The sequence below is a fragment of the Melghirimyces profundicolus genome (genome assembly GCF_003054245.1).
GTDB classification, from domain to species: domain Bacteria; phylum Bacillota; class Bacilli; order Thermoactinomycetales; family DSM-45169; genus Melghirimyces; species Melghirimyces profundicolus.
The window spans coordinates 1-15,565 of record NZ_QBKR01000012.1 but is presented as its reverse complement, the minus strand read 5'-3'; the positions used below and the strand labels follow the sequence as shown (position 1 = coordinate 15,565).

The following is a 15,565-nucleotide window of genomic DNA, read 5'->3' as shown; positions in this document are numbered from 1 at the left end:
CTTCGTCTATCTCGCCCCGGGCTCCGGCCGATGAAAGGCCCCGCGGGCCCCGGGTCAGCGGCGGAATCCTTTCAGGAACAGGTCCAGGATGGGGTTCACCTGGTCCATCAGGCTGTATTTGCAGTCTTTCATGATCCAGGATGTCACCGTTTCGTCGATGGTCCCGAAAATCATCCTCCGGGCGGTGATTACATCGAAATCCTCCCGGAACACTCCCTGCTCGACTCCCGCCTGGATCACCCGGTCGATGACCTTCAGATAGCGCTTCAGGATCAGTCCGATCTCCTTGCGGACCACCGGATTGGATTGGCGCAACTCGATCTGGGTGACAATCGCCAGCTGATGGTCGGCTTCCAGGTATTCAAAGTGAAGGCGGATCAGTTCCCGCAGCTGGTCAACCGGAGACGGGACTTCCGACAGGGTTTTCTCCACATCCGAGATAAAGGCACCCATCTTTTCATTGAAAAGCGATATGAGCACATCGTCTTTATTCTCAAAATACAGGTAGATGGTGCCGTCAGCCACATTGGCCTCACGGGCGATCTTGGACACCTGAGCCTGATGGTAACCGTATTGGGCGATAACCCGGATGGCCGCATCGATGATCGCTTCATATTTCTCTCCGGTACGCTTTGCCATGGTCTGCTTCCCTTCTCTGATCAGATACCCGAATGAATGACTGTTCATTCAATAATCAGTGTATTCGATCGTTCCCCATCCTGTCAACTTTCCGTCCCGTAGAAAAGGCCAAGGATTTGAAAACGCATCCATTCACCATTATAAAGGATCGATCCCACTTGGACAAAACAAAAGGAGAAAATCAAGGAAACGCGACCGGAAGGGCCGCGTTCCGGATCAGGTTCACCCCTCCAAGGGGACTTTCGCCTCCGCTTTCCCCTTTTTCTCCTCTTCCGCCAGAACCCGCTTCAGGATTTTCCCCACGGTGGTTTTCGGTAACTCTTCCCGAAACTCATACAACCGGGGTACCTTGTAGTTGGCCAGTTTCTCCCGGCAATACCGGTCCATTTCCTTTTCTGTGAGGGATTCTCCCGGCTTCGGAACGATGAAGGCCTTGACGTTCTCCCCCCGGTAGGGATCCGGGACACCGATCACCGCCGCTTCCTGCACCCGGGGGTGATCGTAGAGGACCTCTTCCACCTCCCGGGGGTAAATGTTGAAACCGCCGGCGATAATCATGTCCTTTTGCCGGTCCATGATATAGAAATAACCCTCGTCATCCGTCGTGGCGATGTCACCGGTGTTGAGCCACCCGTCCTTCAGGGCCTTGGCGGTTTCCTCATCCCGGTTCCAGTATCCCTTCATCACCTGGGGACCCCGGACCTGCAGCAACCCCGGCTCCCCCGGGGGCTGTTCTTCCCCGGTGTCGGGGTTGACGATCCGGCAGTCAGTGTCCGGCCACGGCAAACCGATACTGCCGTTTTTCCGCTTTCCCCAGATGGGGTTGGCGTGCGTGACCGGAGAGCTCTCCGTCAGGCCATACCCCTCCACCAGCCGGCCCCCGGTCATTTTTTCGAATTTCTCCTGGACCATCAGGGGCAACGGAGCCGAGCCGCTGATGCAGGCTTCGATGGAAGAGAGATCGTATTTCGCCGTGTCAGGATGGTTGATCAGGGCGACATAGATCGTGGGGGCCCCCGGAAACAGCGTGGGTCGCTCTTTGTCGATCGCCTTCAGGGTGTCTTCGGCATTGAAACGGGGGAGCAGAATCATGGTGGCCCCCATGTATATGGAGAAGTTCATGACCACCGTCATGCCGTACACATGAAAAAACGGCACCAGGCCCAGGACCTTTTCCTTCCCCCGTTCCGCCTTATGGAGCCAGGCGCTGCACTGAACCACATTGACCACCGTGTTGCGGTGGGTCAGCATCGCTCCTTTGGCCAAGCCCGTCGTACCGCCGGTATATTGCAGCAGGGCGAGGTCATCCATGGAAGCGATTTCAGTTTCGACCGGTTGGGGACTTGATTTTTTCAGCAACTCGGAAAAGGCGTCAATGCCTTCCCCGTAAGGGACCTCCACCTGAACCCCTTCTTTTTTCAGCTTCAACGGGTAGAGCCAGTTTTTGGGGAACGGCAGGTAATCCTTGATGCCCGTGACAATCACCCGCTTGACCGGAGTCCGGGAACGGACTTTCTCCAGCTGGGGATAGACCAAATCCAAACAGATCACCGTCTCCGCCCCGGAATCCCGTAACTGATGTTCCAACTCCCGATCTTTGTACATCGGGTTGGTCTGGACCACCACTCCCCCGATCATCAGGACAGCATAGTACGAGATCACCGACTGGGGCGAATTGGCCAGCATCAGGGAAACCCGGTCCCCCCGGCGGACGCCCCGCTTTTTCAGTGCCCGGGCCAACCGGTACACATCCTTCAACAGTTGCCGGTAGGACAACCGTTTTCCCATGAAATGGACCGCTTCCCGGTCCGGATAATCCTTCGCCGCTTCCTCCAAAAAATGCGGCAGGGGCTTGTCCGGGTACTCCAATGTTTGCGGAATTTCATCGGGATAAAAGCGCTTCCAAACTTTCTCCTTCACAGTCATGACTTCGTCCCCTCCCTGTCATGAATGAATGGTCATTCATAATCAGCGCGAAAAAATATAATTTCAGGTCAGTTTGACTTTTTTTCATTTTACCGAACTTTCGTCGGCTTTTGAACCTTGTTGCCGAAAAAATTGCGTCGGCCTTTGGTTGGACCGACGCAATCGACTTACGAGGTTTCCTTTCACCCCTGTTGCCGGTCGGGATCCCCCGGGGACAAAACCTGGGGACGTTTGCTTTTGATCGGCATGGGAGAGCGCACAAGAACGTCCAGCAACGCTTTGGCGTTGAAGGGGATCAAAGGCCACAGATAGGGAACGTTCAGGGAGCGCGTGGTGGCGAGCAGGATGAACCAGGCGATCACGCCCAACACCAATCCCCAAACCTGGAACAGGGCGGTCAACGTCAGCAGAATCATCCTTGTGATCCGATTGGCCAACCCCAGTTCATAGCTGGGGGTGGCATAGGTTCCGATCGCCGCGGTCGCGACATAGAGAATCACCTCGGGAGTGAACAGCCCCGCCTGGACCGCCATCTCCCCGAGCAGGATGGCGGCGATCAAACCCAGGGCCGTGGCCAGCGGGGAAGGTGTATGAATGGAGGCCATCCGGAGAATCTCCACTCCGACTTCCGCGATGACCATCTCCAGGAAAAGAGGAATCTCACCCGGTTTTTTCGGCCCGATGAATTCCAGCGCCTTCGGCAACAACTCGGGCTGGACCACCGCCAGATACCACAGGGGAACCAGAAACAGGGACACAAACATGGCGATAAACCGCACCCAGCGCAACACCGCCCCCACCGCCGGCTTTTGCCGGTACTCTTCGGCATGTTGTACATGGTGAAAAAAGGTGGTGGGTGTGATCATCACGCTGGGGGACGTATCCACATAAATCAGGACATGTCCCTCCAAGAGATGAACCGAGGCCACATCGGGCCGTTCCGTGTAACGGACCATGGGGTAAGGGTTCCAGTTTTTTCGGAACACGTATTCTTCCAGGCTCTTTTCCGCCATGGGAAGTCCGTCCGCCTGAATTTTCTTGATGGAAGTCCGGAGCGTTTCCACCAGTTCCGGATCGGCCACATCCTCCAGATAAGCGATGGCGATGTCGGTTTTCGACCGTTTCCCCACCTGATGATACTCCATCCGCAGGGAGGGGTCCCGCAACCGACGCCGGGTAAGGGCCGTATTGAAGATAAAGGTTTCCACAAACCCGTCGCGTGAGCCGCGGACCACCCGCTCCGTATCCGGTTCCTCCGGGTTGCGGGCGGGGTACGTCCGGGCATCGATCATGACAGCCTCTTGTTCCCCGTCCACCAACAAGGCAAGGGGACCGGACAGAACGCCGGTGACGATCGTTTCCAATTTGTCCGCCGTTTCCACTTCGAGATAACCCACATAGGTTTCCAGGAGCTTTTTGATGGGCTGGGGGGCCAAATCCCCGCGATCCAACCGGCCGAGATACTCCATGATCCGGTTCAGGATGTCGTCTTTTGCAAACCCGTCCACAAAATACAGGGCAAACTTTTTGCCGGCGTAATTCAAATCCCTTTTGACGATGTCAAAACTCTTTTTCACTCCGAGCACTTCATCCAGGATCTCGGTGTTTTTCTCCAGGGATTTATCCAATTTGAGGTTTTTCCAATCCTGTTTTTGCTTCTTGTCTGCCATCGATGGCACCACCTTCCTGTCTGTCACAGTATTGCCGGACAGGCGGAAAAGCATGAGTGGGTGGGTGCGTTGAGACTGCTCACGCCTTCGGGCTTGTGGCGTCTCAAACGGCGGGCTGACATGCGGGGAACAAGCCCCTCCTGATATGAACAAACCCGGCAGCCCACCTTCGTGGTCTGCCGGGTTCTTCATGCCCGGAGGGGGTCTTCCCCCGGATCGGAGGGGTTATCCATCCGTCACCTTCTTCATCAACCGGAGCAACTCGCCTTCTTCCACGTGACGCCCGGTTTCTTTCTTGGAGTAGATCTTCTTTCCGTCCACGGTGACTTCAAAGACCCCTCCACCGGACGGGATCAGGGTCATCTCGCTGATTTGATGGCGGTACTCGCCAAACAGTTCCTCTGCCGCACGGGCAGCTCGCGGTGCGTAGTTTCAGGCCATGCAAAATTCGATGCTGACTTTGTAGTTCTTTTCCAAAAGAATCACCCTTTGATCCAATTTTTCCTCCTTATTATAAACAACCGCGGGCCAAATGTTCAAAAACCCTCTTTTTCCCCGCCGGTCCTTTTTTGCTACAATGGGAGAACCGCAACCGGAACGGATTGAAAGGAGTGAACCGATGGACCGGCTTCCCGAAGCATACCGCAATCAAATGGAAGACCTTCTCGGGGAAGAATACCCCGCTTTTATCCGAACGTACGAGGAGGAACCCCTCCGGGGACTTCGCGTCAATACCCTGAAACTCCCGTTGGAGGAAGGGCGAAGGCGTTTTCCTTTTCGTCTGGAACCGATCCCGTGGTGCCCCACCGGTTTTATCTACGAACACGGACCGGACCGTCCGGGAAAACACGTTTACCACGCCGCCGGGCTCTACTATATCCAGGATCCCAGCGCCATGGCTCCGGCGGAAGCCCTCGATCCGCAACCGGGGGAAACGGTGTTGGACTTGTGTGCCGCTCCCGGCGGCAAGAGTACCCAGATCGCGGCCAAAATGAAAGGGAGGGGCGTCCTCGTGGCCAACGAGATCAGCCGGGACCGGAGAAAGGCGTTGGTGGAAAACCTGGAGCGGTGCGGCGTCCAAAACGCCGTGATCCTGGGGGAAGATCCCCGGCATCTTTCCACCCGGTTTGCAGGCTGGTTCGACCGGATTCTGATCGATGCCCCCTGCTCCGGGGAAGGCATGTTCCGCAAAGATCCGGAAACCCGGGACCGCTGGAGCCCCCGGTCGACGGAGGCGGCCGCCGATCTACAGCTCTCCATCCTGGAAGAGGCGGCTCCGATGCTCCGCCCCGGCGGTCGGCTGGTCTACTCCACCTGCACGTTCAATCCCAGGGAAAACGAAGGGGTGCTCCACCGGTTTTTGGAGCGGCACCCCCACTTCGTTCCCCGGGAGGTCCCCGGTTCCGGCCATTTCACCCCCGCCCGCCCGGAGTGGGCCGAAGCCGATCCCTCCCTGAAAAAAGCGGCCCGCTTATGGCCCCATCACCTCCGGGGGGAAGGCCACTTCGTCGCGGTTCTGGAAAAAACCGAAGGGGAGGAAGGCGCCCGGCAGAAGCCGGGAAAGCTTCCTCCGGTTCACGGGGACGCCCAAAGAGTGTTCCGCTCCTTCGTCGATGACACCCTGACCGGCGACTTTTTCCACGGGCCCTTCACCCTCTTCGGTGACCACCTCTATCAGGTCCCGGAAAATCTCCCTTCTCTGAAGGGCCTGGTGGTGGAACGGCCGGGCCTTTATCTGGGCCAGGCCAAACGGAAACACTTCGCCCCTTCCCACGCCCTCGCCCTGGCCCTCACCCCCGACCAGGTCCGGCGGAGGATCGACTTCACCCCCGGCGAGGAAAACCTCTACCGCTACCTCCGGGGGGAAGCTCTGCCCACCGATGGGGAAAAAGGGTGGACCCTGGTCACCGTCGACGGCTTTTCCCTCGGCTGGGGCAAAGTCTCCGGCGGATTGCTCAAAAACCATTATCCCAAGCGGCTCCGGTGGGAGCCCAAGTAACGCCCGCAATGCGGGCTTTTTTCGTAAACTCCACCATCCTTCCGGACCTGCTGCGGGCAGGGGCAAAACGCCTTCGGATGCAACACAGAGAAGCTTTTGCCCCTGAACGCCCTTGCAGACTGATTCTCCACTGGGCAGGACAGCAAATCGTTATTTTGGGTAAACGCTTCCCCAGATCGTTGACACCATCGATCAGCTTGGTTGGAAATCCCTTCGTGTAAGATTGCCGTTTTGAAAGCATTCAGGATCCCGAACACTTGGAACATCAACGGATCCGAATTCCCGGGTGGTGGGAACGGAGCGGTTTCTTCCACATGGCGGAAGATTGCTTTCTTTCCTCCGATGAAGGAATCCAAAGATGGACACGCAAAGAATCCACGGAATCCCGCTTTACGGTTTTCAAAAAACGAACGTCCGGCCTTCGTTGGCCGGACGTTCGTTTATGATCCCGTCCGCTGCAGCCCGCCTCCCCTTTCCTCTCTCAGAGAGCCCTTTCTCGCCCGCCAATATTGGGTTGCAGAGAGAAGGGCGAACAACAGGCAAAAGAGGTACATGCCCCGGTAACCCAGCCATTGGGAGACGAATCCGAGCAGGAACGAACCGGCCCCGATCCCCAGATCCAACGCCATGAAGAAGGTGGCCGTCGCTGCCCCTCTGCGGTTTTCCGGCGCCTGTTGGATGATGATCGCTTGAACGGAAGGCTGGATACTGCCGTAGCCCAAACCGATGAATGCGGCAGCGGTGTAAAAGAGGAACATCCCCTCCGCCAGACCGAGAAAGATCAATCCGACGGCGTAAAAAACCAATCCCGGATAAACCACGGTATCCGGACCCCAACGGTCGTGAACCCTGCCGGCGACGACCCGGGCCAAAACAAGAGCCAGGGCATAGACGAAGAAATATCCGCCCGCCAAACCGGGATCTCCCAGTTCCGCGGCGTAGAGAGAGATGAAAGAGGTGATGCCTCCAAAAATCACCGCCAATCCGACCAGGGAGGCGGCGAAGGGAATGGAGCCCTTATCGATCAGCTGCTTCCACTGATTTGGGGAGATCCGGAAATCAACTCTCCCCGTGCCGCTGTTTCCCGGATAACGGATGAAAAGGGCCAGGACAAGCCCCAAAAGGGCGGTCGTCAAACTTCCGGCAAAGAGGTAACCATATCCGAAGTCAGCCAGTTTCAACCCGACGGAAGGACCCGCCACCATCGCCAGGATTATGAAGGTTCCGAAATAGCCCAATCCTTCCCCGCGACGGGAAGCCGGCACCAGATCAGCGGCCACCGTCCCCGAAGCGGTGGAGGCCATCCCGAAAATAGCGCCGTGCACCAGGCGGAGGATCAGCAACAGGATCAGTGTGACCGCGCCGAAGTAACCGGCGGTGGCGAAAACGAACAGAACGAGAGACACCAGCATCAACTTCCGGCGGCCCCATTGATCGAGGAGCATCCCCGTCCAGGGACGGGCGATGATCGCCGCGATGGCGAACACCCCGATGATCAAGCCCACCTGATTCTCTCTCCCGCCCAATTCCTCCGTCACATAGAGGGGCAAGGTGGGCAACAGAAAGAAAAAGCTGCCGAACATCAGTAAATTAACCCATCCCAGCAGAATAAAATCCCTGGTCCAAAGTCGTTCTTTCAACCAACCTCCCCCTCTTCTTCTATTCACGGAGCACAAGTCCCGCCGGGTCGCTCGCTCCCCGGTCTCGCTATGCACTCACGGAGCACAAGTCTCGCCGGGGTCGCTCGCTCCCCGGTCTCGCTATGCACTCACGGAGCACAAGTCTCGCCGGGGTCGCTCGCTCCCCGGTCTCGCTATGCACTTCGGTTCCGGGGCATGTGGAACGCTTAAATTGAGTATACCGAAAGAAGTTCTGCCGCGGCCATCTTTTTCATGGAAACCACGTCGGGATCCCCTTTCGTGCATAAGTCAACCCCGTCACCCCATATACTGTGGCAAATTCCATCCGGGAGCGTGTCTCCATGTATCCCCTGTTTCTGTATTCCACGGAAAAACGGCGGCCCCGCTTTTCCTTTTATCCCGCCCTGGCCATGGGATTGATCCAGCCGGAGTGGCTGTATATGTATCACCATCTGAAGGAGGAGCGGGAAGCGGAACTTTCGGGAAAAATTTCCGAAGGTGAAAAGACGGAATCCGCGAACATCCGGATCAACATCCGGCCGAGGAGACGAAACCCCGCCACAACCGCCAAAGCCGGCGCCATCCATCACAGGACAGACCGATCTTCCCCCGGCCGATGAGCAGGAGACCGACAAGAACACGCACCGCTGTTGCGGTGCGTATGGATTACACCCCTCGGTCGTCAGTAAAAAGCACCGCGAAAAAATGCGGTGCTTTTCTCCTTTATTCTTTCTTTTCTCCGTCCGCCGGATCCGTTTTCTCCCCGGTTTCTTCCAGGGCTTGCACCAGGATCCGGGTTCCGTCCACGGAAATCACCGTCACCGGTGTTCCTTTTTTGATCCAAACCCCCTGGCTGATCCCGCTGTAACGGGCTCCCCCGATTTTGATGGTTCCGGCGGGACGGAGGTCAGAGACGGCTGTTCCCTTTTGGTTCACCAACTCCCGGTACTTTTCATTGAGGGAACTGTATCCCGTCTCCCGGGTAAGCGCACTCTTCAACACGATCTTGTCCCAGAGTTCCCGTCGGGGCAGCACTTTCAGGGATAACAATCCCGCCAGGAGTCCCAGGATCCACATGACCGCCACCAGGCTTCCTTTCAGGAAGTCTCCCGTGGGAAGCACCAGCCCGATCAACATCAACAAGACCCCGCACCCGGCCAAGGTCCCGTCCTGGATCACTTTTCCGTCCAGGATCATCAGCACCAGTCCCACTAACAAGAGCCCCGCGGACCAAGAGTGAAGGCCCGGATTTTGCGCATAAGCATACCACCCCAACAGAGCGACTCCGGCCAGGCCGGCCAATCCACGGGCTTTGACCAGAAACTCCGTCACCAGGAGCATTCCGGTCAGAAAAACAGCCAAAGCGGCACCCCAGGCTCCCTGCATCCATTCCATGGCGTTCCCTCCATCCGCTTAACCTTTCCCGATCACATCGCGTTTAGGGCGAACCAGACGGCGCCGATGATAAAAAAGAGCAGTGCGATCAAAGCCAGAATCAGGGCCAATCGCGCCAACATCCCGATTCCCCCTTACCCATCCTTATTCATTTCAGCTCGACCACGGTCACTCCGAGACCACCTTCTCCCTGGCCGCCCGGACGGTATTTCTTCACTCTCGGATGCCGGTCCAAGTATTTCTGGACTCCCGTCCGGAGAGCCCCCGTTCCTTTCCCATGGATCAGGGAAACTTGATCAAAACCGGCCAATAACGCGTCATCCAGATATTTGTCGATCTCAGGCAATGCCTCGTCCACCATCTTCCCCCGAAGGTCCAGCTCATGCCGGACGCTGTTGGAAGAGCGCCGGTATGAGGTGCTTCCGCGGTCGGTCTGCTCCGGTCGGGGAGAGGATTTCCATTCCAGGTCCCCGGCGCGGACCTTCATTTTCATGAACCCCGCCTGCACCTGAAATTCGTCTTCTCCCAGCTCGTCGATCACTTGACCCTTCTGACCGAGACTCTTGATCAAAACTTCGTCGCCGACCTCGATTTTTCTGGTCGGCCCCGATTCTTCCCGGGAGCACACGCGCAACGAGGTCTCCGGTTCTGCTTCCTTCAGCCGTTTTTTGGCTTCGATCAATTGGTGCTCCTTCAATTCCCCGGGCCGTTCCCGCGCCCATTCACGGAGTTGTTCCAACACTTCCTCCGCTTCCCGCCTGGCACGGGTGACGATGGTTTTCGCTTCCCGGCGGGCTGATTCCCGAAGCCGTTCTTTTTCGTTCTCCCAGGTTTCCAGTTGTCTCTTCAGCTCCCGGTGCAAATCCTCCGCTTCCCGGCGCAGGGCTTCCGCCTCTTCCCGCTCCTCCTCGGCTTTGCGGTAATCGGCGGTGAGGGCTCCAATCATATCCTCCAACCGGTTTTCTTCGCTGGAAAGCTGGGACCGGGCAATCCCGATGATCTCCCGGGAAAGTCCAAGACGTTCCGCGATTTCAAAGGCGTTGCTGCGCCCCGGTACCCCGATCAGCAAGCGGTAAGTGGGACTCAGCGTTTCCACGTCGAATTCCACGCTGGCGTTGATCACCCCTTCGCGGGCGTGGGCAAACAGCTTCAATTCGTTATAGTGGGTGGTGGCCACGATCCGGCATCCCTTGTTCAATACCTGTTCCAGAATGGCGATGGCCAGCGCGGCCCCTTCCGTGGGATCCGTCCCCGCACCCAACTCGTCAAAGAGAACCAGGCTCCGTTCATCGATTTGATCCAGGATTCGGATGATGTTGGTCATGTGAGCGGAAAACGTGCTCAGGTTCTGCTCGATGCTCTGCTCATCCCCGATATCCGCAAACACCCCGCTGAAAACAGCCACACTGCTTTCCTCTTCAACGGGGATGGGCAGCCCCGACTGGGCCATCAGGGTAAGCAAACCGACCGTTTTCAGGGAGACGGTTTTCCCCCCGGTGTTGGGTCCCGTAATGACAATGGCCCGGTATTCGCGACCCAGCTCCACGTCGATCGGGACCGCTTCCTCTTCCGGAATCAACGGATGGCGAGCCTTCCGGAAAAAAATAACGCCATCGGTGTTCACCCGGGGAGTCACTCCCTTCAAGCGGCGGCCCAGACGTGCTTTCGCCAGTAGCAAATCCAGTTCTGTCAAAATTTCCAGGTTGTGCTCCAGCTCTTCCCCCAATTCACTCACCTGAACGGTCAGTTCACCCAAAATACGCTCCACTTCGCGCTCTTCCGCCATCTCCAATTCCCGCAGCCGGTTATTCTGGTTGACCACGGATTGCGGTTCGATGAACAAGGTTTGTCCCGAAGCCGACTGATCATGGACGATCCCGCTGAATGCACCCCGATACTCCTGTTTCACCGGGATGACGTAGCGGTCGTTCCGCTGGGTCACGATTGGCTCTTGCAACATTTTCTGATACTTCGAGCTCCTCAGTATTTCGTTCAACGTACTCCGGATACTTCCCTGAAGCTGAATCATGTTTCGGCGGATCCTGCCCAGCTCCGGACTGGCATCGTCCATGACCCGTCCGTCCTCATTGATCGCCGACGAGATGGATTGGGCCAATTGCCGGGTTTCCGCCAGACGTCCCGTCATTTCCAAGAGAATCGGAAGGGAAACGTCTTCCTCATCGATTCCGCTCAAAGCAGCACGCACGGTTTTTTCGGCCTCCGCAGTTCCCGCCACATGCAGAAGTTCCGAGGATGAGAGCACGCTTCCGAGCCTCGCCCGGCGGAGAGCGGAACGGATATCCCGGACCCCTTGCAGGGAAAGGTCCCCCTTCAGACGCAGAAAATCCATGGCTTCCGCCGTGGACTGAAGCATTTGTCGCACTTCATCCTCACGAAAGGAGGGCCGGATTTCTTCCGCTCTCTTTTTTCCCGTTTCCGAGGAGGCTTCATCGGTCAACTGCCGAATGATGCGATCGTATTCCAAGGTATGAAGCATATGTGAGTCCATTGAAGGCTCCCTCCTCTTTCCCGTTCGCTAAAAGCGTTGTTATTTAAGTGTTCGTTTCAAAAAAGGGAAAGCGTTTACCCAAAATAGCGACTTTGTTGTCCTGCCCTTCTCTGCAGGACAGCATAGCGCAACCGGGGAGCGCAAGCGACCCCAGGCGCGACTTGTGCTCTGTGAGTGCAGCCGGAGCGGCTTGGGGTAAATGTTGCCGCTCACTTTTTCACAACGCTTCTAATCCTCCAATATTATAGCATGTCGGATCAACCCGGGGCGGTGCAAAAAAAACCGGCTTTCCACAGGGGAGCCGGTGAGCTTCAGAAGCTTACTTCGTAAAGATGTGTTTTCCGATCCGTTTGATCTGCGGCCGGCTCCAGATCCAGTCGGAAGTGGCGGTGGCCGGGTTGAAGTAATACAGGGCACCTCCGCTGGGATCCCAACCGTTCAGAGCGTCGTTGACCGCTTTTTTGGCTTGCTGGTTGGGTTCCATATTAATCTGACCGTCGGAGACCGCTTCGAAAGCCAAAGGTTGGTAGATAATCGCGGCGGGGGAATCAGGGAACTTTTCACTTTCCAATCGATTCAGGATCACCGCGGCCACGGCGACCTGACCCACATAGGGCTCGCCCCGGGCTTCGGCGTGTACCGCCTGTGACATGACGCGGATATCTCCCCTGGATAACCCGTTGGTGTTTCTCGGCACTCGGTTCATCGGTTTGATGCGGGTCATGGCCGGCGGCTTTCCTCTTTCTTTGCCCTTCGCTCCGGGTTTCCACCCGCGTGTCGCCTTCCACAACTTCAGTTTGGTCTTGGGACCGACTCTCCCGTCCACCTTCAGGGCGAACTCATATTGGAAGTCCCGTACGGCCCGGTCGGTCTGGGAACCGAACTTGCCGTCGATTTTGCCGGCGTAGAAGCCGATATACTGAAGTCTTCGCTGAAGTTCCCATACGTATCGTCCGCGGTCACCCTTTTTGTAGATCCGGGGGCTTACTCCCGGGGCCCATTCCTTGGACGCATCCACCAGTTGCCTCTTCGTCTTGGGCCCGACCACTCCGTCCACTTTCAACCCGAACTGGTATTGGAAGAGACGGACCGCACGGTAGGTCCGCTGCCGGAACTGGCCGTCAATCTTTCCGGTATAGAAACCGAGATACTTCAACCGACCCTGGAGCTCGTAAACATCGCCCCCGGTGGCCCCCACCTTCAGCGTTTGTTTTCCGAAGGCGGGTTCCGCCCTGGCGGCGGTGGTGACCAGACCGGCCACGAGGAGCAGACAGGCACAGAATAACAGCAACATTCGCTTTGTCATGGCCAAGTCAACCTTTCACTGGTGAGGTTGGTTTCTTCTGCTGTTAGTATCCCGAGATTCGTTCCACCTATACAAAAAACCCCCGAAGGGGGTTCAGGTTATGGACAAAAGGAAGTGGCGTACCTCCCGAAGGGGGAAGGAGGTTCCGTTCACTTGTGTTGTTTGATTTCGTCCAGCCGCTTTCTCAACCGATCCAGGGAGAACGTGTTAATAACATCGTCGGCTTCCAGCCATCCGCGGCGGGCCGTGGCAATGCCCAAACGGATGAAATCCAACATTTCAGGGGAATGGGCATCGGTATTGATGGAGAAATGGAGCCCGTATTCCTCTTTGGCCCGTTTCAGATGGAGATCCTTCAGATCCAGTCGGTTGGGGTTGGAATTGAGCTCCAGAATCGTCTTGGTCTTCCGGGCTGCTTCAAAAATCCGGTCCAGGTCCACTTCATACGGATCCCGGCGGTTGATCAGCCTTCCGGTGGGATGGGCGAGGATATGGACATGAGGATTTTCAAGGGCATTCAGGATGCGACGGGTCAGGGTTTTTCCGTCCTGTCGGAACCCGCTGTGAACGGAAGCGATCACCAGATCCAATTCCTCCAGAACCTCATCGGGAAAATCGAGACTCCCATCCGGAAGGATATCCATCTCGGTACCGGCCAAAACCGTGATTCCGTCCAACTCTTCATTGACTGCGTCAATCTCTTCCCGCTGGCGCTTCAGATCATCGGGTGTCAAACCGGAGGCCACTTTGAGGGAATGGGAATGATCGGTGATGGCGATGTATTCATACCCCCGTTCCCGCGCAGCCAGAGCCATATCGCGGACGGAAGCCGTCCCGTCAGACCAGCGGGTATGCATATGGAGGTCCCCCCGGTAATCACCGGTTTTCAGAAGACGGGGAAGTTCATCAGGCTTTTTGTCCATCTCCCCGCGGTCTTCCCTCATTTCCGGAGCGATGAAGGGGAGGTCAAGTTTTCGGTACATCTCCTCTTCCCCGCTGAATGTAAACACTTCCCCCCTCTCCGGATCATGGATCCCGTATTCACTCACCCTCCAACCTCGTTCCTTGGCGCGTTGACGGATCCGGACGTTATGTTCCTTGGAACCGGTGAAATGATGAAGGGCGGTGATAAACCGGTCGGGAGGGACCAGTCGGACATCCACCTGGATGTCGAAGCCCCGGTGAATCATCACACTCACTTTGGTTTCTCCGTGATTGATCACCTCGGTGACCTCCGGCATCGAAACGATGCTTTCAGCCACCGATGACGGTTTCTCCGTGGCAACCACCAGGTCGATGTCTTTCACCGTTTCCGTCATCCGCCGGAGACTCCCTGCGGCCTCCACCCTCTCCACATCGGGGTGTTTGGCGAGCCGTTCCTTCAGCGTTTCCGCCACGGGGAGGACATGGATCAAAAGGTACCTCCGGGGACGTTCTTTCATCCGCCGGATCCCCTCCAGGATGTTTTTTTCCTTCTTTTCCCCGAATCCGGGCAATCCCCGGACGCGTCCCTGTTTCAAAGCTTCTTCCAAGTTCCCGATATCGGTGATTCCCAGTTTGTGATACAGAAGGTGGATCGATTTGGGTCCGAGCCCCGGAATACTCATCAAACCGGGAAGGCCGGCAGGCAACTCCTTCAACAGTCGGTCCAGGGTTTCCAGCCTGCCCGTCTCCATGATCTCCCGGATCGCTTGAGCGGTCCCTTTTCCCACACCCGGCAGCTCCTCCGGGCCTTTCTCCAGTTCGTCCAAGGGCTTGCGGCTGTTCTCCACCGCCCGTGCCGCACGTCGGTATGCATTGGCTTTGAACGGATTTTCTCCCTTGAGCTCCATCAGGTCCGCCAGTTGATTCAAAAGGGAGGAGATCTGTTTGTTGTTCATGCTCATCCTCCTGGAAGCGTTGTGATTTCATGTTCGTTTCGAGAAAAGGGGAAGCGTTTACCCAAAATAGCGACTTTGATGTCCTGCCCGGCGGAGGATCAGCCTGCAAGGGCGTTCAGGGGCAAAAGCTTCTCTGTGTTGCATCCGAAGGCGTTTGCCCCTGCCCGCAGCAGGATGATTCGGAACGGACAGTTTCTACATCTCTGCAGGACAGCATAGCGAGACCGGGGAGTGAAGCGACCCCAGGCGAGACTTGTGCTCTGTGAGTGCATAGCGAGACCGGGGAGTGAAGCGACCCCAGGCGAGACTTGTGCTCTGTGAGTGCATAGCGAGACCGGGGAGTGAAGCGACCCCAGGCGAGACTTGTGCTCTGTGAGTGCATAGCGAGACCGGGGAGTGAAGCGACCCCAGGCGAGACTTGTGCTCTGTGAGTGCATAGCGAGACCGGGGAGTGAAGCGACCCCAGGCGAGACTTGTGCTCTGTGAGTGCATAGCGAGACCGGGGAGTGAAGCGACCCCAGGCGAGACTTGTGCTCTGTGAGTGCATAGCGAGACCGGGGAGTGAAGCGACCCCAGGCGAGACTTGTGCTCTGTGAGTGCA

General features: G+C 57.0%; 10 protein-coding genes and 1 pseudogene. 2 read left to right on the top strand and 9 right to left on the bottom strand.

The genetic code is table 11. From position 1 onward, the window contains the following. Nucleotides 1-54: 54 nt before the first annotated feature. The 4 genes and pseudogenes from C8P63_RS09560 to C8P63_RS09545 all read right to left on the bottom strand — a co-directional run. Nucleotides 55-639 carry a fatty acid metabolism transcriptional regulator FadR gene (locus C8P63_RS09560; RefSeq protein WP_108023746.1) on the bottom strand — a complete coding sequence of 195 codons (585 nt, stop codon included), beginning with the start codon at nt 637-639 and terminating at the stop codon, nt 55-57. A gap of 222 nt (nt 640-861) precedes the next feature. Then, nucleotides 862-2,565, bottom strand: coding sequence for a long-chain-fatty-acid--CoA ligase (locus tag C8P63_RS09555; RefSeq protein WP_108023576.1), 1,704 nt, complete (start codon nt 2,563-2,565; stop codon nt 862-864). A gap of 182 nt (nt 2,566-2,747) precedes the next feature. Then, nucleotides 2,748-4,235 (bottom strand): spore germination protein, encoded by a 1,488-nt coding sequence (locus C8P63_RS09550; protein WP_108023574.1) that lies wholly within the window; start codon nt 4,233-4,235, stop codon nt 2,748-2,750. A gap of 225 nt (nt 4,236-4,460) precedes the next feature. Continuing rightward, nucleotides 4,461-4,655: pseudogene (locus C8P63_RS09545) on the bottom strand (SelT/SelW/SelH family protein); the annotation flags it as partial. Nucleotides 4,656-4,854: 199 nt separating this feature from the next. On the opposite strand from C8P63_RS09545, the gene C8P63_RS09540 reads away from it, so the two are divergent. Next, nucleotides 4,855-6,234, top strand: a complete 1,380-nt coding sequence (locus tag C8P63_RS09540) for an RsmB/NOP family class I SAM-dependent RNA methyltransferase (RefSeq protein WP_108023572.1) — start codon at nt 4,855-4,857, stop codon at nt 6,232-6,234. 440 nt (nt 6,235-6,674) lie between these two features. Here the strand turns inward: C8P63_RS09540 and C8P63_RS09530 are convergent, their stop codons facing one another. After that, complete coding sequence (locus C8P63_RS09530; RefSeq protein ID WP_108023568.1) at nt 6,675-7,874, bottom strand: MFS transporter; 1,200 nt, start codon at nt 7,872-7,874, stop codon at nt 6,675-6,677. Between the two features lie 341 nt (nt 7,875-8,215). Here C8P63_RS09530 and C8P63_RS09525 point away from each other — a divergent pair, with 341 nt between their 5' ends. Continuing rightward, nucleotides 8,216-8,494, top strand: a complete 279-nt coding sequence (locus C8P63_RS09525; RefSeq protein ID WP_108023566.1) for a hypothetical protein — start codon at nt 8,216-8,218, stop codon at nt 8,492-8,494. A 103-nt stretch (nt 8,495-8,597) separates the two neighbouring features. Here the strand turns inward: C8P63_RS09525 and C8P63_RS09520 are convergent, their stop codons facing one another. The 4 genes from C8P63_RS09520 to polX all read right to left on the bottom strand — a co-directional run bounded on the left by C8P63_RS09520 (nt 8,598) and on the right by polX (nt 14,970). Continuing rightward, a complete protein-coding gene (locus C8P63_RS09520) occupies nt 8,598-9,269 on the bottom strand; it encodes an NfeD family protein (protein ID WP_108023564.1) in 672 nt (223 codons plus the stop codon). A 148-nt stretch (nt 9,270-9,417) separates the two neighbouring features. Beyond that, entirely contained in the window at nt 9,418-11,778 is a 2,361-nt protein-coding gene (locus C8P63_RS09515; RefSeq protein ID WP_108023561.1) for an endonuclease MutS2, read from the bottom strand. Between the two features lie 319 nt (nt 11,779-12,097). Beyond that, the gene (gene sleB, locus C8P63_RS09510; RefSeq protein ID WP_108023559.1) at nt 12,098-13,084 is read right to left on the bottom strand and encodes a spore cortex-lytic enzyme; all 987 of its coding nucleotides are present in this window, start codon (nt 13,082-13,084) and stop codon (nt 12,098-12,100) included. Between the two features lie 149 nt (nt 13,085-13,233). After that, nucleotides 13,234-14,970: a DNA polymerase/3'-5' exonuclease PolX gene (gene polX / locus C8P63_RS09505; protein WP_108023557.1), complete on the bottom strand. Its 1,737-nt coding sequence runs from the start codon at nt 14,968-14,970 to the stop codon at nt 13,234-13,236. Between the last annotated feature and the right edge of the window lie 595 nt (nt 14,971-15,565).